At 65.4% G+C, this 21739-nt stretch carries 20 protein-coding genes; 4 read left to right on the top strand and 16 right to left on the bottom strand.

Annotation, left to right across the window (positions count from 1 at the left end):
* Position 1 precedes the first annotated feature (1 nt).
* From LPW26_RS11455 to LPW26_RS11480, 6 genes are all read right to left on the bottom strand, one after another.
* The gene (locus tag LPW26_RS11455; protein WP_238735262.1) at positions 2-787 is read right to left on the bottom strand and encodes an ABC transporter permease; all 786 of its coding nucleotides are present in this window, start codon (positions 785-787) and stop codon (positions 2-4) included.
* Positions 784-1614, bottom strand: a complete 831-nt coding sequence (locus LPW26_RS11460) for an ABC transporter ATP-binding protein (protein ID WP_238735263.1) — start codon at positions 1612-1614, stop codon at positions 784-786. The genes LPW26_RS11455 and LPW26_RS11460 overlap by 4 nt, the downstream gene beginning before the upstream one ends.
* 261 nt (positions 1615-1875) lie before the next feature.
* On the bottom strand, positions 1876-2568 hold the full coding sequence (locus LPW26_RS11465; protein ID WP_238735264.1) for a TetR/AcrR family transcriptional regulator: 693 nt from the start codon (positions 2566-2568) through the stop codon (positions 1876-1878).
* Positions 2569-2658: 90 nt separating this feature from the next.
* On the bottom strand, positions 2659-4962 hold the full coding sequence (locus LPW26_RS11470) for a xanthine dehydrogenase family protein molybdopterin-binding subunit (protein ID WP_238735265.1): 2304 nt from the start codon (positions 4960-4962) through the stop codon (positions 2659-2661).
* Positions 4959-5429 (bottom strand): (2Fe-2S)-binding protein, encoded by a 471-nt coding sequence (locus tag LPW26_RS11475; protein WP_238735266.1) that lies wholly within the window; start codon positions 5427-5429, stop codon positions 4959-4961. The genes LPW26_RS11470 and LPW26_RS11475 overlap by 4 nt, the downstream gene beginning before the upstream one ends.
* A 10-nt stretch (positions 5430-5439) precedes the next feature.
* Positions 5440-6297 carry an FAD binding domain-containing protein gene (locus LPW26_RS11480; RefSeq protein ID WP_238735267.1) on the bottom strand — a complete coding sequence of 286 codons (858 nt, stop codon included), beginning with the start codon at positions 6295-6297 and terminating at the stop codon, positions 5440-5442.
* A 184-nt stretch (positions 6298-6481) separates the two neighbouring features.
* Between LPW26_RS11480 and LPW26_RS11485 the strand changes: the two genes are divergently transcribed.
* Both LPW26_RS11485 and LPW26_RS11490 read left to right on the top strand, forming a co-directional pair.
* Positions 6482-7435, top strand: a complete 954-nt coding sequence (locus tag LPW26_RS11485; protein ID WP_238735269.1) for an amidohydrolase family protein — start codon at positions 6482-6484, stop codon at positions 7433-7435.
* A 12-nt stretch (positions 7436-7447) separates the two neighbouring features.
* Positions 7448-8365, top strand: a complete 918-nt coding sequence (locus LPW26_RS11490; protein ID WP_238735270.1) for an alpha/beta hydrolase — start codon at positions 7448-7450, stop codon at positions 8363-8365.
* Positions 8366-8390: 25 nt separating this feature from the next.
* Here LPW26_RS11490 and LPW26_RS11495 read toward each other — a convergent pair whose 3' ends face one another.
* Positions 8391-9782 (bottom strand): aldehyde dehydrogenase family protein, encoded by a 1392-nt coding sequence (locus LPW26_RS11495; RefSeq protein ID WP_238735271.1) that lies wholly within the window; start codon positions 9780-9782, stop codon positions 8391-8393.
* 164 nt (positions 9783-9946) lie between these two features.
* On the opposite strand from LPW26_RS11495, the gene LPW26_RS11500 reads away from it, so the two are divergent.
* Positions 9947-10720 (top strand): aspartate dehydrogenase, encoded by a 774-nt coding sequence (locus LPW26_RS11500; protein WP_238735272.1) that lies wholly within the window; start codon positions 9947-9949, stop codon positions 10718-10720.
* A 139-nt stretch (positions 10721-10859) separates the two neighbouring features.
* Complete coding sequence (locus LPW26_RS11505; RefSeq protein WP_011441991.1) at positions 10860-11387, top strand: cupin domain-containing protein; 528 nt, start codon at positions 10860-10862, stop codon at positions 11385-11387.
* Between the two features lie 192 nt (positions 11388-11579).
* On the opposite strand, the gene LPW26_RS11510 is transcribed toward LPW26_RS11505, so the two are convergent.
* From LPW26_RS11510 to LPW26_RS11550, 9 genes are all read right to left on the bottom strand, one after another.
* Positions 11580-12620, bottom strand: a complete 1041-nt coding sequence (locus LPW26_RS11510) for an ABC transporter substrate-binding protein (RefSeq protein WP_238735273.1) — start codon at positions 12618-12620, stop codon at positions 11580-11582.
* 238 nt (positions 12621-12858) lie between these two features.
* Positions 12859-15144, bottom strand: coding sequence for a xanthine dehydrogenase family protein molybdopterin-binding subunit (locus tag LPW26_RS11515; protein ID WP_238735274.1), 2286 nt, complete (start codon positions 15142-15144; stop codon positions 12859-12861).
* Positions 15141-15629 (bottom strand): (2Fe-2S)-binding protein, encoded by a 489-nt coding sequence (locus LPW26_RS11520; protein ID WP_238735275.1) that lies wholly within the window; start codon positions 15627-15629, stop codon positions 15141-15143. The genes LPW26_RS11515 and LPW26_RS11520 overlap by 4 nt, the downstream gene beginning before the upstream one ends.
* Positions 15613-16497 carry an FAD binding domain-containing protein gene (locus LPW26_RS11525; protein WP_238735276.1) on the bottom strand — a complete coding sequence of 295 codons (885 nt, stop codon included), beginning with the start codon at positions 16495-16497 and terminating at the stop codon, positions 15613-15615. Before LPW26_RS11525 ends, LPW26_RS11520 begins: the two co-directional genes overlap by 17 nt.
* Positions 16494-18176 carry a CocE/NonD family hydrolase gene (locus LPW26_RS11530; protein ID WP_238735278.1) on the bottom strand — a complete coding sequence of 561 codons (1683 nt, stop codon included), beginning with the start codon at positions 18174-18176 and terminating at the stop codon, positions 16494-16496. Before LPW26_RS11530 ends, LPW26_RS11525 begins: the two co-directional genes overlap by 4 nt.
* On the bottom strand, positions 18173-19219 hold the full coding sequence (locus LPW26_RS11535) for a dihydroorotate dehydrogenase (RefSeq protein ID WP_238735280.1): 1047 nt from the start codon (positions 19217-19219) through the stop codon (positions 18173-18175). The genes LPW26_RS11530 and LPW26_RS11535 overlap by 4 nt, the downstream gene beginning before the upstream one ends.
* Positions 19216-19890, bottom strand: a complete 675-nt coding sequence (locus tag LPW26_RS11540; protein ID WP_238735282.1) for a cysteine hydrolase family protein — start codon at positions 19888-19890, stop codon at positions 19216-19218. The genes LPW26_RS11535 and LPW26_RS11540 overlap by 4 nt, the downstream gene beginning before the upstream one ends.
* A gap of 119 nt (positions 19891-20009) precedes the next feature.
* Positions 20010-20756 (bottom strand): TetR/AcrR family transcriptional regulator, encoded by a 747-nt coding sequence (locus LPW26_RS11545; RefSeq protein ID WP_238735284.1) that lies wholly within the window; start codon positions 20754-20756, stop codon positions 20010-20012.
* Positions 20757-20881: 125 nt separating this feature from the next.
* The gene (locus tag LPW26_RS11550) at positions 20882-21736 is read right to left on the bottom strand and encodes an ABC transporter permease (protein WP_238735286.1); all 855 of its coding nucleotides are present in this window, start codon (positions 21734-21736) and stop codon (positions 20882-20884) included.
* Positions 21737-21739: the final 3 nt, after the last annotated feature.

Genomic DNA, 21739 nt, shown 5'->3' on the forward strand with positions numbered 1-21739 from the left:
ATCAGGGAATCACCGGCGCGTCGCTGCGCCTGATCCAGAAGATGTAGCGGCGCGCGGCGTAGCGGGTGATCGCGTGCATCGCCAAGCCGATCGCGGACAACACGATCAGAACCGCGAACACGCCGGCCACGTCGAGGCTGAAATTCAGCGTCACCACCAGATAGCCGAGGCCGACCTGAGCGCCGACGAATTCGCCGACGATCGCGCCGATCACGGCGAGCACCGCCGCGATTTCCAGCCCCGCGAAGATCAGCACCAGCGCCGACGGCATCCGCAGCCGCACCAGCGTCTGCCACTTCGTCGCCCCGAATGCCTTCATCATGTCGAGCTGATCCTTGTCGGTGGAATGGAATCCCGCGATCACGCTGACCAGCACCGGGAAGAAACACACCAGCGCGGTGATCACCACTTTCGAGGTGAGCCCGTAGCCGAACCAGATGATGAACAGCGGCGCGATCGCGACTTTCGGCAAGGTCTGCAACGCGACCAGATACGGATAGATCAGCCGCTCGAGCACCGGAATCAGCGAGATCAGCGCGCCCACGACGAGCCCCGCGAGCACGCCGAGAACAAAGCCGCTCAGGATCTCGAACAATGTCGCCCACAAATGCGGCCAGATCATTCCGCCGAACACCAGCGACTGCAGCCGGGCCGCGATCGCGCTGGGTGGCGGCAGCACCAGCTGCGAGATGCCGAACAGCCAGCAACAGCCTTCCCAGACAGAGACGAACAGCACCGCCAACAGCAGCGATTGCAACAGATGAGACGTCTTCCGGCTGAACTTCATAGCGAGGTCGCCGTCATCGATTGCGCACCGAAGATCGCGCGGATGCGGTCGCACAGCTCGCCGAACCGCGGAGTAGCCATCGTGTGAAGACTGCGCGGGCGACCGAGATCGATGTCGATCACCTCAGAAATCCGTCCCGGCCGCGGCGACATCACCACCACACGGTCGCCGAGCAGGACCGCCTCCGGGATGCTGTGGGTGATGAACACCACGGTCTTGCGCTCCTCCGACCATACCCGCATCAGTTCCATGTTCATCGACTCGCGAGTCATCGCGTCCAGCGCGCCGAACGGCTCGTCCATCAGCAGGATGCGGGGGTTGCGCATCAAGGCGCGGCAGATCGCAACGCGCTGCTGCATTCCGCCCGACAATTCGAACGGGTACTTTTGCGCGAAGTCCCGAAGCCCCATGAATGCGAGCAGGCGCTCCGCCTGCGCGACCGCCTCCGCGGATTTGTCGTGCTTGAGCTGTGCGGGCAGCATCACGTTCGACAGCACCGTGTTCCACGGCAGCAACGTCGCCTGCTGAAACACCACGCCGACATCCGGGCGCGGGCCGGCAATCTCGGTGCCGTCGCATAGCACGACGCCCGACGACGCGCGCTCCAGGCCCGCGAGGATCCGCAGCAGCGTCGTCTTGCCGCAGCCGCTCGGACCGACCACAGAGACGAACTCGTTCTCGCGAATGGTGAGATCGATTTTGGTCAGCGCATTGACGATATCGCCGGAGCGGGTCGCGAACCTCTTCTCCAGGCCACCGATCTCGATGATCGGTCGCTGCTCCGGCAGAGCAGAAATCCCGCTTCGCAAAGGTTGAACAGCGGCCATCGTGAGTTCCTGCGATGCGTTGGAGCCGACCGAACCAAATACAAGGCTCGCTTTCGCGCGAGCGAGCCTTGTTAACTATTCAGTTAACTGTCATTCGCAGAACTTGTCTAGTCAAAAGTCTTACTTCGAAGGCATGTATCAAGCGTGCATCGAATCTGGGCAGCGGCTGCTAATTCGAACGCCGCGCGGCGCGCACGGCGTCACAGTCGCATGCCAAAGCGGCTATGCGCCGCACAGGCCGCATTCATGTGCGTTGAAAGACTACGCGTCCGCGTCGGACGTCGCGCGTTGCCGCATCACGGCTGTCTTCGGCGCGGTCGTGCTCGGCACTTCTGCTGTGCAGTACAGCAGCACGATGTTGCCGACGTGTTCGACCCAGGTCTTGCGCGAGGCTGCCGAGGCGAGATCCTTGCCCAGCGCGATTTCGAGCGTGTAGCGGTTGGACAGATAATGATAACAAAGCGACGACAGCGTCATGTAGACGACCGCCGAGTCGAGCGCCGGCCGGAACACGCCTTCCACCCGGCCGCGTTCGAGGATGAAGCTGATCGTTTCCACCAGCGGATTGTAGAGATCGCGGATGCGCTTGGATTTTCGCAGGAACCGGCCGCGCTGCTTGTTCTCTTCGTTCATCAGCCGGATCGCGTTCGGATTGCTCTCGAGCGCCTGGAAGGTGTGTTCGACGAGTTGCCTCATCGCCAGGATCGGGTCATGGGCGCGGACGGACAGCTCGCGCTGCTGGTCGCGCACCTCCTCGTACATCCGCTCCAGCGCCGCGACGAACAGCCCTTCCTTCGACTTGAAGTAGTAATACAGCATGTTCTTGCTGACCTTGGATCGCTCCGCGATCCGGTCGACCCGCGCGCCGTCGAAGCCGGTGCGAGCGAATTCCTCCATGGCGAGCTTGAGTATCTTCTCGCGAACGCGAGCCGGATCGCTGCTTCTGCGCGCCAAGCCGTTATCCTCCATGGCCGAGCGGCGGCCGAAATAGGCCGCCCTGCCCGTCTGCAAATATGCTGGGCCGAGAGGAAAAATCAATCGAACTTAGGGCTTTGCACGGATCCTGCCCTCGGCGTCCTGAACCATTTGCCAGATTCGTGGCGGTGACAGCGGCAGCTCCATCGGCTGAACGTCGAGGTGAGACAGCGCATCCGCAACCGCGTTAGCCATGATGCCGCCGACCGGAATCAGCCCCCCTTCGCCTGCGCCCTTGGCCCCGAGCGGATTGTTCGGACACGGCTTCAGTTCCAGCGTGATCGACCGGATATTCGGAAAGTCGGAGGCGGTCGGCATCAAATAGTCGGCGAACGAACCGGTAAGCAGCTGGCCTTCATCGTCGTAGACCAGATGCTCCAGGAACGCTCCACCCAGCCCCTGCACGATCGAGCCGATCGCCTGCCCGTGCAAGGTCAGCGGATTGATCATCCGGCCGACATCCTCGACCGACATGTAGTCGAGAACCTTGACGTGTCCGGTGCCCGGGTCGACCGCGACATGCGCCGCCTGCGTACCGTAGGCCCAGGTGTATTTCTTGTTGAGAAACTCCGCCTCGACTTCGAGCGGCGTCTCGACCAGATCCGCGAACGACAGATGCTTGGCCTCGTGCCGCACGGTTTCGCCGTCGATCGTCACCTGCTCCGGCGAGCAGCCGAAGCGGGCGGCGGCCGTCTGCCGGATCAGCAGCTTCAGCTTTTCGGCAGCGAGCAGGATCGCCGAGCCACCCATCACCGTCGAGCGCGAATGGTAAGCGCCGTAGCCGTCCTTGACGTCGGTGGTCGAGCCGTGGTGGACCGTGATTTTATCGTAGGCGATCTCGGTGGCGTCCGCGGCGATCTGGGCCATGATGGTCTCGAGCCCTTGTCCGACCGACGACGAGCCGAGATAGGCCGTCAGCCCGCCGCCAATTTCGAGCACCAGCCGCACCTCTTCTTTAGGGCCGGCAGCGCCGCCCTCGATGAAGCTGCCGACGGCGAGCCCGTGATAGTAGCCATCGATCAGCTTGCCGCTGAGGTGCTTCTTGTCGGCCCAGGCGAATTCCTTCAGGCAGCGATCGAACACCGCGTGGTAGTCGCCGCTGTCGAGTTCGGTCGAGCTGTCGTAGGGGGTGATCGACGCCAGCGGATACGGCATCTGGGCGTCGGCAACGAGATTGCGCCGCCGCAGCTCGACGCGATCGATGTTCAGATCGCGCGCCGCCAGATCGATCATGCGCTCGCGAATGAAATCGGTCTCGAAGCGCCCGGGTCCGCGATAGGTCCCCGATGGGGTCTTGTTGGTGGTGAGCATCGAACTTTTCAGATCGATGTGCTCGATCGCGTACGGGCCCGACATGTATTGCGCGACATTGCGAGGGCCGACCGATCCATTGGTTCGGACATAGGCGCCGATGTCGGCCCAGATCTGGCCACGCAGGCCGATGAAGCGCCCCTCCTTCGACATCGCGAACTCGACATCGCATTCGATATCGCGCGCGTGGTTGGCGCTCATCATGTGTTCGCGGCGATCCTCGAGCCATTTGACCGGCCGTCCGACGATCTTGGCGGCCGCCGGAATCAGATAGTCTTCCGGATAGAATTCGCCGCGCGAGCCGAAGCCACCGCCGACGTCGACCTCGATCAGGTCGACCGCCTCCAGCGCCAGTCCGAGCGCCGCGGCGAGCACGCGGCGATTGTACCACGCCGTTTTCGCCGCACCCCAGACGGTGAGCTTGCCGGCTGCCGCGTCCCAATCGGCGACGAAGCCGCGCGGCTCCATGAACATCGCCGCGTGCCGCTGGATCTTGAAGCGGTCGCGGCGGACATAGTCGGCGGTCTTGAACGCGTCGTCGGCGTCGCCGCGAAACGCCGTCCAGGTGATGGCGACATTCGACTGATGCTGTTCGAACAGCACCGAGTCCATCGCTTCCGCCTGCTGTCGGTTGGCGATCGCCGGCAACGGGTCGATGTCGACCACGATCCGCTCCAGCGCATCCTCCGCAATCGCCGCGCTGTCGGCGATCACCACCGCGACGGGTTCCCCGACATAGCGGACCTTGCCCGAGGCCACCACCGGCTGATGGAACGGCTCGAGTTGCGGCAGCGGTTGCAGTCGCAGCGGAATCACCGGCACCTCGGCGCCGAAATCGTTCGCCGTCAGGACCCGGTGAACGCCGTCGAGCGCCAGCGCAGCGGACACGTCGATCGACCTGATGATGCCATGCGCCACCGAGCTGCGCAGCACGACTGCATAAAGTTGGTTCGGCCGGTTGACGTCGGCCACATAAGTGCCGCGTCCGCGCACCATGCGCAGATCCTCGACCCGCTCCATCGGGCGACCGATGTATGAATTGGCGACCTTCGTCATGCTCATCGCTGCGCCTCGGCATAGGCGGCGCGCGCTTCCATCACCGCGTCGACGATGGGGACGTAGCCGGTGCAGCGGCAAAGGTTGCCGGACAGCACCTCGCGGATCCGCTCTTCGCTCGCGTCCGGCTCGCTGCTCAGCAGCGCATGTGCGGTGGTGATGAAGCCCGGCGTGCAGAATCCGCATTGCAGCGCGTGGTGTTTGCGGAAGGCTTTCTGCAGCGGCGTGAGTTCATCGCCCGATAGCCCCTCGACTGTGGTGACCGCGTCGCCTTCGACCTGGGCGGCGAGCATCAGGCAGGCGCGCACGGCTTCGCCGTTCACCAGTACGGTGCAGGCCCCGCAAACCCCATGTTCGCAGGCGAGATGCGTGCCGGTCTGGCCGAAATCGTTCCGAATGCAGTCGGCGAGCGTGGTGCGCGGCTCGACCTCGGCGCTGACCGGCTGGCCGTTGAGTTCGAATTGGACGTGCATGCAGGTTTCCTTAGGCGGCGGACTTGGCGAGCGCCCGCGCCAGCAGCGTCGCTGCGAGCGAGGCACGATAGGCGCCCGGCGCGTGGATGTCGGTCGGCGGATCGATCGATTGGCGGAGCGCAGTCGAAGCGGCCGCAATCAGCGCCTCGTCCAGCACGCCGCCGTCGAGCACGCACTCGACCGCCGGCAATCGGAGCGGCCGATCGGCCACCCCGATCGCGCCGACATGCGCGTCGACGATGCGACCGTCATTGTCCAAATCGTAGTGCAGCGCGATGCCCGCCATCGCGAAATCGCCCTTACGACGGGCGAATTCGAGGAACCCCCAGCGCCGCGCCGCGGGCCACGCCGGCAGCCGAACTTCGGTGAGAATCTCGTCGGGCTTAAGGCTGGTCTCGAGTGCCCCAAGGAAGAAGTCCGCGGCCTTGGCGACGCGCATTCCGGAACCGCCCACGATCGTCAGCTCCGCGTCGCAGGTGATGGCGACGCCGGGCATTTCGGCGGACGGATCGGCGTGCGCCAACGAGCCGCCGACCGTTCCGCGGTTGCGGATCTGATAATGCGCGACGTGCTTGATCGCCTCGCACAAAAGCGGATGCGCCGTGGCCAGCCGCTGATCCGCCTCGATGTCGCGCCACCGCACCTTGGCGCCGAGACGAACGCCGTCGGCGCCGATATCGATCCGGTCGAGGCCCTTCAGCTGCTTCAGATCGACCAGCAGTTCCGGCGCAGCCAGGCGAAAGGCCAGCATCGGCATCAGGCTTTGGCCGCCCGCCAGCACCTTGGCGTTGCCGTCGCGGGAGCCGAGCAATGCTACCGCTTCTGCGATCGTGGAGGGAGAGGCATAGTCGAAAGCCGGTGGCTTCATGATGGCTCCGATGCGATCGTCACGCGCGCCGGAGGCGTGTGAACACGTGTCCAACCAGCCCGGCACCCGCGAGTGTGTCCGATGTTGACTATACGGTCAACACTTGAATACCTTGCGACGATCACGTGCGGATGCGATCAATCGATCTCATCCGGCGCAACAGCGAAGACGCGAAGGTCACCCGATGCAGAACGAGACGCTCGTGATCGCGATCGAGGAGCATTATTGGGACCCGGAGATGGTCGCCCATTTCCCAACCGGCGAGAACACTTCGCCCTTGTCCTCGCTGCTGACCGAACTCGGCGACGTGCGACTACGCGCGATGGACGAGGCCAGGATCGACGTACAAGTGCTGTCGCACGGTGCCCCCGCCGCGCAGAAATTGCCGCCGGATAGCGCACCCGAGCTGACGCGCCGCGTCAACGATCGGCTCGCCGAAGCCTGCGCGCGTTTTCCAAACCGGTTCGCTGCCTTTGCCGCCCTCCCGACGCCGGCGCCCGACGCCGCGGCGCGCGAGTTGGAACGCTGCGTCCGTGACCTCGGCTTCAAGGGCGCAATGATTCACGGCCTGACCAACGGCCTATTCATCGACGACAAGCGATTCTGGCCGATCTTCGAGGTCGCCGAAAAGCTCGACGTGCCGATTTATCTGCATCCGTCGGTCCCCAGCGCGGACGTCACGCGATACTATTACGACGACTACGCGCGCGAATTTCCGACCGTGATCCGGCCGGCCTGGGGCTTCACCGTCGAAACCGCGACCCAGGCGATCCGGCTGATCCTGAGCCGCGCGCTGGAAAGCTATCCGCGGCTGCAGATCATCCTCGGCCATCTCGGCGAGACGCTGCCCTTCCTGCTGTGGCGGATCAACCAGGCCCTGGCGCGGCCGGGTCAGACGCCACTCGACTTCCGCAAGCAATTTTGCGATCACTTCCACGTCACGACCAGCGGCTTCTTCTCCACGCCGGCGCTGATCTGCACGATGCTGGAGCTCGGTATCGATCGCATCATGTTCGCGGTCGACTACCCCTATGTGGTGAACCGCGACGGCACCGACTGGATCGAGCAGTTGCAGATCTCACCGGACGACAAACGCAAGCTGGTCGGCGGCAACGCCCGCCGTCTGCTCAAGCTCTAGCCGGGAACGACGATGCAGGACGTAGCGCCTCCGGCCATTCCGGCTGAACTCCGGACGCTGATGGCGGAGATCGGCCCGAAATGGGCGACCAACACCAAAGGCCACATCCAGCTGATGATCGACGAGTTCAGCGAATTGCTGAAGCACTCGCCGAAGCGAGGCGTCGACGTCCAGCCCAACATCACCTATGGCCCGCACGAGCGCCAGGCCTTCGACGTCTATCGGCCGCATTCACCGTCCCAGACGCCGCGGCCGGGGCTGATCTTCGTCCACGGCGGCGCGTTCACCGAAGGACGACGCGATCGCAGCAGCGAAATCTACGCCAATGTCCTGTATTACTTCGCGCGGCACGGCATCGTCGGCATCAATGCCGGCTACCGCCTGGCGCCCGAGGCGCGCTATCCCGAGGCGACGCGCGATATCGCCAAAGTCGTGGCCTGGATGCGCGCCAACGCAACCGACCTTGGAGTCGACCCGGAACGGATTTTCCTGATGGGGCATTCCGCCGGCGGGGCACATGTCGGCAGCTACGCGTTCGACCGCCGGCACCAGGCCGATGGCGGTCACGGGCTTGCCGGCGTGCTCATCATCAGCGGCCGCGTCCGCGCCGATAGCCACGCCCACAACCCCAACGCGCTCCGAGTCGCCGAATATTACGGGAGCGATGCCGCGGTCCACGAGGACGTCTCGCCGGTCAGCCACGTCGACGCAACGAGCCCGCCGACCTTGATCGCTTGCGCGGAATTCGAAAACCCGCTGATCGACGTGTATTGCTTCGAGCTGGCCTATCGGCTCGGCGCGGCGAAGCGAAAGGCGCCGCCGTTCATGTGGCTCAAGGGCCACAATCACACCTCGATCATCGGCCAGTTCAACACCGCCGAAGACGCGCTCGGCCGCGCCTGCCTCAATTTCATCCGGGCCACCGGCTGACACGCCAGGCCTCGGCCTGCGCGGACTACACCCCGCGCATGCCGGTGAATTTGAGCTGAGTGTATTCCTCGAGCGCGTAAGGCAGGCCTTCGCGGCCGACGCCCGAGCGGCCCATGCCACCGAACGGATAGTTATCGAGCCGAAACCGGCTGGCCTCGTTGATCCACAGCGATCCGACACGCACCTCGTCCGCGACCCGCAACGCGGTCGACAGGCTCGCGGTGAAACACGAGCCTTGCAGGCCGAATTCGCAATCATTGGCGATGCGGATGGCATCGTCGACATCGGCGGCGCGGAGCACCACGACGACGGGGCCGAACACCTCCTCGCGGATCAGCCGCGCCGTCGCCGGCGGCTCGACCACGATGGTCGGCGGGATCACGCAGTCCCGTATTTCGCCGCAACTGATCACGCGGGCGCCGAGGGCACGCGCGTCTTCGATCATCGCCGCAATCCGCTCGGCAGAGACACGCGACACCACGGGACCGAGGTCGGTATCGGCCGCGGCCGGGTCGCCGACCTTGAGGCGCTTCGTCGCCTCGATGAAGAGCGCGAGGAACCGGTCGAACACCGGCGCTTCGACGATGATCCTTTGCGTCGAGATGCATTGCTGGCCGCTCGCCTCGAACGACGATGGCACGATGCGCTTCGCCGCGTCCGTGAGGTCGGCGTCCGCCGCGACGATGTTCGGCGAATTGCCGCCGAGCTCACCGAGAAACCGCTTCGCGCCGGCAGCCCGCGCCAGCGCATCACCGGCCGCCGTGCCGCCGGTCAGAGTGACGAGGTCGACGTCGCGATGCGCCGCGAGGCCCAGCGCCTCGGCGCGATCGCCCGGCACCACCCTCACGAGCTCCTCGGGAACACCGCCCGCGACGAAAGCTTGCGCGATCATTTCGGCGATCTGCGTACCCTCGAGCGACGGCTTGATCACGACGGCGTTGCCGGTAGCGAGCGCCGGCGCCAATTTCTGCACCAGCAGGTTGGACGGCGCATTGAACGGGGTGACTGCCGCGACGACGCCGTACGGCACCCGGCGCACAAATCCGACCGAGCCCACTCCCGCCGGCACCATGTCTAAGGGCACCAATTGCCCCCCCAGCGTATGCAGATGTTGCGCGCAGGCCGCGATGAAGGCGACGCTGCGCTTGACCTCCATCTCGGCGGCTTTGCGCGGCTTGCCGATATGCGCGATCATCGCCTCGACGATCTTGCTCCGCGCCCGATCCAGCGCGGCGGCGGCGCCCTGGATCCAATCCGCCCGAACGTGTCCCGGCGTCTTGAGATGCTGATAGAACGCGGCCTTCGCATCACGCGCGATCTCGTCGACGCGCGCCTCGCTGGTGCCCGGCGTCGTAAACGCCACCTGGGCCGTCCAGGGATTGTAAACGACGAAACGACCGTCCTTATCAGGCTGCATATGACCCCATTGCTCAGCGCGCGGTGGGAGACGCCGATGCCGCGACGTCGCGCGTACCGGCGGCCCCGGCGTCAGCCATGACGACTTGACATTATGTTGACCATTTAGTCAACATTGGTTGTAGCACGAAAGTCGTAACGCGTTTACCTGGATCGAGGCCGCCATTGAAGATCGCCGTCATCGGCTACGGAGCCATCGGAAGGTTCCTGATCGAACAGCTCGATGCCGTTCCGGATGTCGAGGTAGCGGCGATCTATTCGGTGCCGACGCCGGCCGATCGCACCGAGCGCGTCGTCACCAGTCTCGACGCGCTGCTGGCAACCCGCCCCGACCTGGTCGTCGAATGCGCCGGCCATCGCGCCCTTTCGGAATGCGGCGAGGCCGTTCTGCGCAGCGGCGTCGATCTGCTGGTGGTCTCGGTCGGCGCCCTCGCCGATCCGGCGCTCGAGCAGCAATTGCGGACAGCCGCCCGGAACGGCGGCCGCCTTCTGATCGCCGCCGGCGCATTGGGAGGCCTCGACGCCCTGAGCACGGCGCGCGAGGCCGGTCTGGATTCGGTGTCCTATGTCGGCAAGAAGGCGCCAGCGGCTTGGACCCACACGCCCGCGGAAGACATGGTGGACCTGACATCGATCACGTCGGCCGTGACATTCCTCGAATGCGACGCGCGTACCGCGGCGCTCCGTTTCCCACAGAACGCCAACGTGGTCGCGGCCATCGCACTGGCCGGACTCGGCTTCGAGCGCACGCAGGTGAGCCTCGTCGTCGACCCGGCGTCGAACGGCAACAATCACTCCTTCGTGGCCCGCGGCGCATTCGGCGAAATCGCCATGACGACGCGCTCGGCCACCCTGCCCGCCAATCCCAAGACATCCATGCTGGCGCCCTACAGTCTCGTGCAGAGCATCAAGAAACGCGCCGGTCTGATCATCGTTTGACGCAGCGAGGCCGGGTAGCGCATCTGCCATGCAAACAAACCGCCGGCACTACTGCGGCAAAATTCGTTGACTAGTTAGTCAACACAAAATACCCATGACGTACTGACACTCCTTGTGAACGGTTCTGGAGGAATTTGACATGGCCACGGCGAGACACGCACGCCCGAAGGAGCTCGAAGGCGTCTCGATCGACGAAATCATCGAACGTTACGTCGCGCGCTACGCAGATCGCAGGGCCGACTGGGCAGCCTTCGAGGACGCCAAAATCGAAGGCTACAAGCGCGCCCAGCACCGCTTCATCGGCGCCGGCGGTTCCGGCAAGTACAACGACTCCACCGTGATCCCGGCCGGCAACTTCACGCTGTCGATCATGTTCGTGCCGCCCGGCCAGGGCAACGCACCCCACACCCACGAGGCCGAAGAGGTGTTCTTCGTGCTGCAGGGCCATCTCGACGTGTTCGTCGAGGACGAGAGCGGCCGCCGCATCACTCGTCGCCTCGGACCGTGGGAGTGCATCTCCTGCCCCGCGGGCGTGATCCACGGCTATCAGAACGACAGCCTGGAGCCGGTGTACTTCCAGGTGATGATCGGTCGCGGCAAGCCAGAAACGATGGGCTACGCCGACGACGAACTGTACAAGCGCCGCGACGCGCATCTCAAGGCCTGAGCCCTGCGCGGCGTTGGCCGCGACGACACCGGGACCAGCCATCGAGGCCGGTGCGATCACGCGATCGCGCCGGCCTTTTCGTTTTGGCGCCTCTTCAGGCCGGATCCGCCGGCCGCGGGGTTCGCCGCGGCGGCGCTGCATCGGCACGGTGATCGGGCGCGGCGGCGCACGATCACCTTTCCCCTGCCGGAGTTATACGCTCTGCGGCGGGACGAACTCCCGGCCCGTGGGCACGAAATCGTTGGTGTAGAGCGCTGCCGGCTCGAGCGCCGTGGTGACTCCGGCGTTCGCCTTCAGCACCGCCACGGTCGAGGCCCAATCCTCGGGTGGCATCCAGCCGAGCGGCTTGTTGGCCGACGTCGGGGTGACCCAGGTGCTCCACGACAGCTGCGCCTCCCGCAAGGTGATCGCCGGGTCGGTCGACTCGAGATATTTCTTCACGACCTGCGTCAGTTCGTCGGGATGGGCGCGGCCGTAGAGGAACCCCTTCACGCTCGCAAGCACCATGCCGCGGATGACATCCGGCTCGGACAGCATGTCGTCGTGCACGATCAGGCCGTTGCTCATGCAGACCAACCCGGCGTCGGAGTACCAGAATGGCCGCACGTTCTTCTTGCCGCGGATCTCGATCGACGGGATGTAGCCTTGGGCGAAGCCGGCGATCGCCGCGACCTGGCCGTTGATCAGCGCGGGGCCGGCGCCGGCACCGTCGACATTGACGACTCGGACGGACGCGGGATCGACTCCCGAGCTCTTGAGGAACGCCGGAAATTGCTGGAACTGTGCCGAGCCGGTGGTGATGCCGACGGTCTTGCCGATCAGATCCTTCGGCTCCTTGACGTCCGAGCCCTCGAGCACGAGCACGGCGCATGGATTCCGCCGATAGATCCCGGCGACCATCTTCAGCTTGGCGCCCTTCGACACCGTGTTGCCGACGACGTAGCCGTCGGCGAAGCCGAACTGCGCGGCTTTCGACGCGACGATCTGCGCGGTGTTGCCGGAGCCCTTGCCCTGGTTGATGGAGACGTCGAGGCCTTGATCGGCGAAGTAGCCCTTCTCCTTCGCGACCAGGAAGCCGGCGTTCGGTCCGCCGTAGATCCAGTCGGTCTGCAGAGAGACCGCACGCAGAGACTTCAGCGATTGCGCCCGCACGATCGCCGGAAACGACACGACGGCCATGGTCGCGGCCCCGGTCTTCAGCCAATCGCGGCGTGTGATCTTCCCTCTCGGCATTGAGCACTCCCACCCGTGATTAGTCACCGATTATTGACGAGTGATACCCAAAGTCAAACCGAATTGACTAACTGGTCTGTCTAATTTGACGGCAGTGTTGGGCGGTTTGCGCAGCAAACTGCGTACCGGCACAGCAGTGGTACGAAGAATGAAGCCGCTCGATCAGTGGACGCGCGTCATCCTCCCGCAAGCCGGGCACCGGGCCCCGCAGAGCGGAAGTATCCGGCGAGCCGCCTCGCTAAGCAGGACGCGCTGCGGCAGTTTGCACGAGCCGCCAGATCCGGTCCGGAGACAACGGCAGCGCCTTCGGCTGCACGTCAAAATCGCGCAGCGCCGCCGCGACCGCATTCGCCAGAATCCCGCCGACCGGAATCGTCCCGCCTTCGCCCGCGCCCTTGGCACCAAGCGGATGGTTCGGCGACGGGCACATCTCGATCGACGACGAGCGGATGTTGGGATAGTCGGTCGCGAGCGGAACCAGATAGTCCGCCAGCGAGCCCGACAGCATCTGTCCCTCGTCGTCGTAGACGAAGTGCTCCAGCAGCGTGCCGCCGAGCCCCTGCACGATCGAGCCGATCGCCTGGCCGTGCAGCGTCAGCGGATTGATGATACGGCCGGCATCCTCGATGGCGACGTAGTCGACGATCTCGATATGTCCGGTCTCGGCATCGACCGCGACATGCGCGACGTGGCTGCCATAGGTGTAGGTGTGCTTGGTGTTGTGAAATGTCGCCTCGAAGGCGATGCCCTTCGCGGCCAGTTCCTTCAGCCCGACCGACCCGCCGTGCCGTGCGGCGACGCGCCCGGCCTGATAGCTGACCTCCTGCTCGGCGCATTGCAGCAGGCCGGCGCCGGCCGTCAGCAGCTGAGCCTTGATCTCCGCTGCGGCGAGTAGCACGGCGTTGCCGCCCATCACCGTGGAACGCGAGTGATAGGATCCCCAGCCTTCCTTCACATAAGTCGTCGAGCCGTGAAAGACGCGGATCGCCTCGAGCGGCAGGTCCATCGCATCGGCGGCGATCTGCATCAGGATGGTCTCGACGCCTTGCCCGACCGCCGAAGAGCCGACATAGAGCGAGATCGTGCCGTCGGTTTCCAGCACCATGCGCGCACTTTCGCGCGGACCGGCGGCGCCGCCCTCGACGAAACAGCCGACCGCGAGGCCGTGATAGCGGCCGTCGACGAGCTTGCCCTGCAGATGCTGCTTGTCGGCCCAGCCCGCTTTGGCGAGGCAGAGATCGAGCACCTGTTCATAGGCACCGCTGTCGAGTTCGGTGACGACCGGGTTCGGAGCAATTGCCGGAAACGCCAGCGGCAGTTCCTCCGGCGTCAGCAGATTGCGGCGGCGGAATTCGACGCGATCGATGCCGAGGTCATCGGCGGCGAGATCGAACATCCGCTCGCGGAAGAAATCCGACTCGAACCGGCCGGGACCGCGATAGGTGCCGGCCGGCGATTTGTTCGACGCGATCACCGCGACGTCGGCGCGATAGCGCGGCACGCGATAGGCGCCGGGCAGGAACTGCCCGACATTGCGCGGCGCGATCGTTGTCGAGGTGCGGAAATACGCGCCGATGTTCATCTGCATCCGGGCGCGGATCGCGAGAATGCGGCCATCGCGATTGCAGGCGATTTCGACGTCGGCGGCGACGTCGCGCGAATGGGTCACCGCGAGCAAATGCTCCCGGCGGTCCTCGATCCATTTGACCGGCCTGCCGATTTTGCGCGCGGCGAACGGGACCAGGAAATCCTCCGGGAAGAATTCGCCGCGCACGCCGAAGCTGCCGCCGGCATTGCCCTCGATCATCACCACCTGCTCTTCGGGCAGATCGAGCATCCCGGCCAGAATCTTGCGGTTGGCGAACGGTACCTTGGTGGCGCCCCACGACGTCATCCGGCCTGCGGCGGCGTCCCATTCGGACACCACGCCACGCGTCTCCATGGTGATACCGGTATGGCGGTGCACGTACAGCCGCTCGCGGCGGGTGTAGGGCGCGGTCTCGAAGGTATCGTCGATCTCGCCGCGGCTGACCTCGTAGTCGAACACCCGGTTGGAGCCGTGTGCCTCGAACAGCAGCGCGTCGTGCACGACCTCGTCCTCGAACCTCGTCACCGCCGGCAGGAGGTCGATATCCGCCTCGATCAATTCGAGCGCGTCCTCCGCCAGCGCCGGTGTGTCGGCGATCACGATCGCCATCGGCTCGCCGACGAAGCGGACCTTGCCGTCGGCGATCACCGGCTGCCGGAACGGCTCCATCGCCTCGTTGGGAAACAGCCGCACCGGAATCCGCGGCACCGCGCCGATATCCTCGGCGGTATAGACCGCATGCACGCCCGCCATCGCCCGCGCCGCAGCGACGTCGATACGCCGGATCACGCCGTGCGCGACCGAACTGCGCAGGATCGCGGCATGCAGCATGCCGTCGCGATGCACGTCGTCGACGAAGCTGCCGAGTCCGCGTAGCAGCTTTGGATCCTCGACACGCTCGATCGGCTGTCCAACCAGCGGCACGCGCTCGTTCACGCCCCCACTCCCTGCTCACGCTGATAGGCCGGTCGCGCTTCCATCACGGCTTTCACGATCGACAGATAGCCGGTGCAGCGGCAGACATTGCCGGACAGCACATCGCGGATGCGCTCTTCATCGGCGTCTGGCTCGCGCGTCAGGAGCGCATGCGCGGTCATTAGAAAGCCCGGCGTGCAGAAGCCGCATTGCAAGCCGTGGTGCTTCTGGAACGAGGCCTGTAACGGTCCGAGATTGTCGCCGTTGGCGAGGCCTTCGATCGTCATCACCGACTTGCCAGCGACCTGCACGCCGAGGGTCAGGCACGACCGCACCGCTTCGCCGTCGATCATGATGGTGCAGGCGCCGCAGACGCCGTGCTCGCAGCCGATATGCGTCCCGGTCTTGCCGAGTTCGTGGCGGATGCAGTCGCCGAGCGTCAGCCTCGGCTCGATTTCGGCGGCGACCGGCGCGCCGTTCAGCTCGAATTCAACCCGCGTTTTCAACGAAACTCTCCTTTGGCGCGCCGGCGTCGCGCAGCGCACGCGCGGTCAGCGTCCCGACCAGGGATTTGCGATAGTCGCCGGACGCATGGATGTCGGACGACGGCGTGACCGAATCCGACGCCAGCGTTTTCGCGCGCGCGATCAGGCCATCGTCGAGTTTGCTGCCGGCGAGTAGCTGTTCCACAGCGGCGAGCCGCAGCGGCGTTTCGCCGGCGCCGATCACCCCGACATGCGGATCGACGATCCGGCCGTCGCCGTCGAGATCGAAGAACACCGCGACGCCGGCCATGGCGAAATCGCCCTTGCGCCGGGCAAATTCATGAAACGCCCAGCGTCGCCCCGGCGGCCACCGCGGGAACCGGACCTCGGTGATGATCTCGTCCGGCGCGAGCGCGGTGTCCAGCGCCGCGACGAAGAAGTCGGCGGCCTCGATCACACGCGTGCCGGCCTGTCCGATCGCGACGATCTCGCAATCGCAGACCAGCGCCACGCCGGGCATCTCGGCGGAGGGATCGGCATGCGCCAGACTGCCTCCAACGGTGCCGCGGTTGCGGATCTGGTAGTGCGCGACGTGATCGATCATCGCCTGGAACAGCGGATGCGCGGTCGCGAGCCGCGCATCCTGTTCGATCTGGCACCAGCGAACCCGCGCCCCGACCCGCAGGCCATTGGCCGTCACGTCGATGGTTTCAAGGCCAGGCAGCTTCTGGATGTCGACCAAGAGCGGCGGATACGCCATCCGGAACGCCAGCAGCGGCAGCAGGCTCTGGCCGCCGGACAGCACCTTGGCGCCGTCGTTGGCGGCGAGCAGCCGCACCGCCTCGTCCAGCGTCGCCGGGCACGCATAGTCGAACGACGGCATCTTCATGGCGTGGCTCCGGACTGCGACGGAATGTGCGGCAACAGCAGATAGGACTCGTGGCCGGGTCCCGTTAGAATCGTGGTGCGGCCGTCGAACTCGGCACGCGGGCGATCGCGTTCGTGATCGTGCAGGATGCGGCCGGACACACCGGGCGCCTCGTAGTCCCGTCCCTGCAGCGTCAGCGCCAACCGATAGCCCGGCGGGCAGACGATGCTGGTCGGCCAGATCTCGACGTCGAGCAGATACGGCTGGCCCGGCTCGAGCTTCTGGATCTGGTCGTGGCTGTGATAGGGCCGCACCGGCGTCGACATCGCCGCATCGAGCTTGCGATGCGACGCGCGCAGCCAGCCGCGCGCCACCGGCTCGGTGTCACTGGCGCCGGCGAACACCACTTCGCGGCCGTCCGGCCGAAACAGCCGCAGCGTCGCGAAGATATCGGCGTCCGGCGTCGACGACGCGATCCACAGCCGCGCCGTCACCGGCCCCGTGAACTCAGTGGCCTGATCGAACGGCCGCGTGAGGAAGGTGGCGCCGTCGCTCATCGCGGCGAAGTTGCTCGATGCAGCCGCGGCGGGCGCATCGGTCGACAGGCTCTGCGCCGCTGCATCGAGATAGTGCCGCTGCCAGTCGGTGCGCGCCAGCGGCCACTCCGCCTCGTTTCGTGCGACCGCGCCGTCGGGGCTGCGGATCTCCAGCCGGATCGTCGGCTCGCGATCCCAACCGTTAGCCTCGCCCTTGAGAAAATACGCGAAGAACCGCTTCTGGCGGTCGATATAGGCCGGCAGATAGAAGCTCTCGAAATGCGTGCCGATATGCATATCGAGCCATTTCAACCCGGAGCCGGCGCGACAGAAGCCTTCGACGTTGCCGCGCAGATGCAGGCCGCAGCCCCCCCAATTGCCGGCGGAAAACAGCGGCACCTGAACGCGGCCGAGATCCGGCGAGCGCTGCCGGAACCAGGCATCGTCGAGCGGATGCTGCAACAGATCGCCGGCATGATCGGCGCGGTTGGCGCGCAGCAGATCGTCGCTCAGCGCCGCGCCGGTGGTGGTCTCGCCGGTGTCGCGATCGCGATGGCGCGTCGCCGCGTTGCCGTGCTGATTGGGCAGCACCTGGCGTGGCCACCACGCGGTCGGGAACGAATTGCTGAAGATGCCGCCGTGGTGACTCCAGTCGCGATACAGGTCGCTGCCGCCCTCCCACGGGCAGATCGCCGCGAGATGAGGCGGCTGCAGCGCGGCAACCTGCCACTGCTTGATCGACAGATACGAAATGCCGATCAGGCCGACCTTGCCGCTCGACCACGGCTGCACCGCGGCCCATTCGATCGCGTCGTAATAATCCTGCGTCTCGCGCGGCGAGAACGGGTCGAGATAGCCGGGCGACTGTCCGCTGCCGCGGCCGTCGACCGCGATCACCACATAGCCGTCCGGCACCCAGCGCTCGGGGTCGATCATTTCCCAGCGCAGATAGCGTCCGCTCGATCCGTCGTCGATGATCGCGGGATTGAGCGTCTGCAACTTCTTCCACGGCAGTTCGTAGCCGTCGGCGAAGTGGATGTCCTTGCCGTAGATGCCGAGCGACATCAGCACCGGATACGGACCGTCCTGCGCGGGACGATAGATATTGGCACGGAGCCGATGCCCGTCGCTGACCGGAATGACGACGTTCTTCTCAACGATCATACGCAACCTTGCCGTTTTGGTTCGCCTGCCGGCGACCCTGCCGCGGCTTGCGCGGGTTTCCAGATCGGCGCCAGCGCGCGATTGATGTCGCGCGCGATCGTCCATCCCTGATAGATGAAGGCCGAATACAGATCGACGCAGCTTGCGCCGGCGCGGCGCATCGCCAACACATCGGCGGCAGAGCTGATGCCGCCATTGCCCTTGATTGCCAGACGGCCACGCGCAAAGCCGGCGGCCCGCTCGACATTCATCAGCGCCGTGTCGAAGATCTCACGTCCGTGGAGAGTGCCGGCGCCAGTGCCGAGCCCCGGCTCGGCGATCCGCCGTCCACCTCCGACCTTGATGCCGCCGACACCGGCCGCAATACACACCTCGATGAGTTCCGCGAACCGATCATGCAGCCGCGTCGTATCGTTGGGCACGCGCACGACGATCGATCCGGCGCGGCCGTCGAGCCGCGCGAGCACGCCGCGCAGCATGCCGATCTCGTCGAACACTTCGCCGTCGGCCAGCACGTTGGGACACATCAGGCTGAGCTCGACCAGATCGACGTACGGCGCCACCTCGATCACGCCGGCCGCGATCGCGTCCGCCGAGAAGCCGCCGATATTGGCGATCACCGGCACGGCACGAGGGCCGAGACGGCGCAAGCGCTCGGTCGCGTACGCCCTGCCCTTGCTCGGCACGCCCATCGAGTCGGCGATCGACTCGGTGCCGCGGCGTCGCACCAGCCGCGGGAATGGATTGCCGACCCGCGGCTCCGGCATGATAGAGCCGACGCAGACGAATCCGAAGCCGAGGCAGGACAGCGCCGCGATCAGTTCGGCATCCTTGTCGAATCCCGCGGCGAGACCGACCGGATTGGGCAGCTCGACGCCGGCAAAACGCGTGACCAGCCGCGGATCGTCGACGCGCAGCGTGGCAGCCGCCGCGAGCAGTCGCCACGGCGCGGCGCGGCGCAGCGCCGCATGCGCCATCGCGTGGCTGCGATCCGGCGACATCCGGAACAGGCCGGGCGCGAGAACGTCACGATACAGATTCATCGGGCCGAATTCGCCGCCGCAGCGGTCGCCCCGACGCCTTGCCAGGTGGCGATCACGTCGTCGGCATCGACCACCGGTCCGTAGTCGCGATGGAACCGCTTCAGCGCACCGCGATGATCCTCGTCGCTGGCGGCGCCGCAGCAATCGCCGATCAGCGTCACATAGTAGTCGCGGAAATACGCGTCGCGGCCGGCGGATTCGACACACGTGTCGGTCGCGATGCCGGTGAGTAGCAGGCTCCGGATGCCGCGATCACGCAACAGCTCGGGCAATTGCGGCCCGACCATCGCGCTGTAGCGATGCTTGATCACGACCGGCTCGCCCGGCTCCGGCGCGACGCGGTAGAACTCGGCGCCCCATGTGCCGCTGCGGCAGCGCGGCAGCTCGTTGCCGATCCGCGCGTTGCGTTCGCGCATCGCATCGGACAGATGCTCGGGATCATAGATCGCCTGGACGAAGATCACCAGAACGCTGGCCCGGCGCGCGGCGTCGATCAGCCGCAACAGATTGGGGACCCGCTCCCGCTGCACGACGCCGAGGTCCGCGCCGATCCGGTCGAAGAAACCGCCGGGCGCGGCGAAATCGTTCTGCACGTCGATCACCAGCAGCGCCGCGAGCCGCGGCTCGGTCTTGTCGGCGAGATTGCGAAGAAGCGCTGTGGACGACGACAAGCAGGGCTCCGGAATGCAAGGGCATCGACCGGCACGGCCGCCGGTCCACTCACCCGCCACGAAACATTCAAGATACTGACCAGTTAGTCAAGACGTTTTGGCGACGACGTGCGTGGTTGTTACTTCCGGCCCGCGGTGTTCGGCGCGCCGTAGCGGAGATAGCTGAGAATTAGGTCCTCGATATGCGCGGTGCGCGCCTTCATGTCTTCTTCGGTCGACAATTTTCGATCCAGCAGATAGGCGAGCGTGTAGCGATTGGAGAGGAAGTGGTAGGCCAGCGCCGAGATGGAGATGTAGAGCTCGACCGGATCGACGTTGCGGCGGAAGTCGCCGGAGCGCTCGCCCTGCTTCAGCAACTCGCCGATATTCGCCATCAGCCCCGAATAGCCGGCCTTGGTCAGCTTCGATTTGCGCAGGTGGCGTCCCTTGTGGAAGTTCTCGGAATTCAGAAGACCGATGAACTCGGGTGAATCGTGCCAGTATTTGAAGGTCGACTGCACCAGCTTGCGGACGCCGTCGATTGGCGACGCGACGTCCAGCGGCCACGCCGTCTGATAGGCATGCATGCCCTCATAGGCAGCCTCGAGCACCGCGATGAACAGTCCTTCTTTGCTGCCGAAATAATGATAGATGAGATTCTTGCTGACCTGCGCGATGCGCATGATGTCGTCGACGCGCGCGCCGTCGTAGCCCTTCGCCGAGAATTCCTTGGTGGCGACGTGCAGAATGCGCTGCCGCGTCGCGATCTGGCCATGACCGGCGCCGTTGACCGGCTTCACGCGCGCGCGAGAGGCCTTGGCCGGCGCGGCGGATAGCGCGGATTTACGGACCTTGGTCGTCCGAGCGGAGGTCGAGGCATTGGCCATGCGGCAAACTTTCAGATGCAGAGTAGGAAGCGCGTAGCATTAGCGCCGGAATCGAGCCGGAACCAGAGCCGATATGCAAGCGGGGCTCGCGATCGGCTCGCTCTTCCACATCTCCGGGTTCGGAATCACACGGTCGGCGGCGAGGTCTTCTCCTGATGCGGCATGCACAGGCGCTCGACGACTTCGACGATCCAGAAGAAGAACACTCCGAGCACCGTCAGCGCCACCAGCCCGGCGAACAACAGAGGCGTATTCATGCTGCCGTTGGCGACCATCAGTTGATAGCCGAGGCCGCCATCGCCGCCGACGAATTCGCCGACCACCGCGCCGACCACCGCCAGCGTGATCGAGATCTTCAACCCGGCGAAGATCGACGGCAGCGCGTTCGGCAGCCGGATCAGCCGGAAAGTGTCGAACGACGACAGCCCCATCGACTGCGCCAGATAGATCTTCTCGCGTTCGATCGCGGCCAGGCCCATCACGGTGTTGATCACGATCGGGAAGAACGCGATCAGGAACGCGATCAGCACCTTCGGTACCAGGCCAAAGCCGAACCAGATCACGAACAGCGGCGCCACCGCAACCTTCGGCATCGCCTGCGACGAGATCAGGAGCGGATAGATCGACTTGGAGAACACCGGCCAGCGAAAGATCGCGAAGGCCAGCGGAATGCCGACGATGATGCTGACCGCGTAGCCAGCCAAGATCTCGACCGAGGTGATCCAGCTTTCGCGCAACAGCAGATCCCAGTTCTCGATCGTGGCCTGCAGCACGACGCTCGGCGGCGGAAACAGATAGACCGGGACGCCGAACACCCGCGTCGCGACCTCCCAGAAAACCAGCAGTGTAACCCCAGTCAGGACCGGGTAGATCAACTCGGCGCGGCGGTCACGCTTGCGCCTGGCCCGCGTCTGTTCCTGAACGCGCTGCTCGATCTGCTCGATGGAGAGCGTGCGGCCCCCGGTCGCCATGTCGACCATGCC

It is taken from the genome of Rhodopseudomonas infernalis, assembly GCF_022271405.1.
GTDB lineage: Bacteria > Pseudomonadota > Alphaproteobacteria > Rhizobiales > Xanthobacteraceae > Rhodopseudomonas > Rhodopseudomonas infernalis.

Excerpts from the sequence above, each read along its gene's own strand:
- LPW26_RS11455 (WP_238735262.1), bottom strand. The coding sequence starts at position 787 with ATGAAGTTCAGCCGGAAGACGTCTCATCTGTTGCAATCGCTGCTGTTG.
- LPW26_RS11460 (WP_238735263.1), bottom strand. The coding sequence starts at position 1,614 with ATGGCCGCTGTTCAACCTTTGCGAAGCGGGATTTCTGCTCTGCCGGAG.
- LPW26_RS11470 (WP_238735265.1), bottom strand. The coding sequence starts at position 4,962 with ATGAGCATGACGAAGGTCGCCAATTCATACATCGGTCGCCCGATGGAG.
- LPW26_RS11475 (WP_238735266.1), bottom strand. The coding sequence starts at position 5,429 with ATGCACGTCCAATTCGAACTCAACGGCCAGCCGGTCAGCGCCGAGGTC.
- LPW26_RS11480 (WP_238735267.1), bottom strand. The coding sequence starts at position 6,297 with ATGAAGCCACCGGCTTTCGACTATGCCTCTCCCTCCACGATCGCAGAA.
- LPW26_RS11485 (WP_238735269.1), top strand. The coding sequence starts at position 6,482 with ATGCAGAACGAGACGCTCGTGATCGCGATCGAGGAGCATTATTGGGAC.
- LPW26_RS11490 (WP_238735270.1), top strand. The coding sequence starts at position 7,448 with ATGCAGGACGTAGCGCCTCCGGCCATTCCGGCTGAACTCCGGACGCTG.
- LPW26_RS11495 (WP_238735271.1), bottom strand. The coding sequence starts at position 9,782 with ATGCAGCCTGATAAGGACGGTCGTTTCGTCGTTTACAATCCCTGGACG.
- LPW26_RS11505 (WP_011441991.1), top strand. The coding sequence starts at position 10,860 with ATGGCCACGGCGAGACACGCACGCCCGAAGGAGCTCGAAGGCGTCTCG.
- LPW26_RS11510 (WP_238735273.1), bottom strand. The coding sequence starts at position 12,620 with ATGCCGAGAGGGAAGATCACACGCCGCGATTGGCTGAAGACCGGGGCC.
- LPW26_RS11525 (WP_238735276.1), bottom strand. The coding sequence starts at position 16,497 with ATGAAGATGCCGTCGTTCGACTATGCGTGCCCGGCGACGCTGGACGAG.
- LPW26_RS11530 (WP_238735278.1), bottom strand. The coding sequence starts at position 18,176 with ATGATCGTTGAGAAGAACGTCGTCATTCCGGTCAGCGACGGGCATCGG.
- LPW26_RS11535 (WP_238735280.1), bottom strand. The coding sequence starts at position 19,219 with ATGAATCTGTATCGTGACGTTCTCGCGCCCGGCCTGTTCCGGATGTCG.
- LPW26_RS11545 (WP_238735284.1), bottom strand. The coding sequence starts at position 20,756 with ATGGCCAATGCCTCGACCTCCGCTCGGACGACCAAGGTCCGTAAATCC.
- LPW26_RS11550 (WP_238735286.1), bottom strand. The coding sequence starts at position 21,736 with ATGGTCGACATGGCGACCGGGGGCCGCACGCTCTCCATCGAGCAGATC.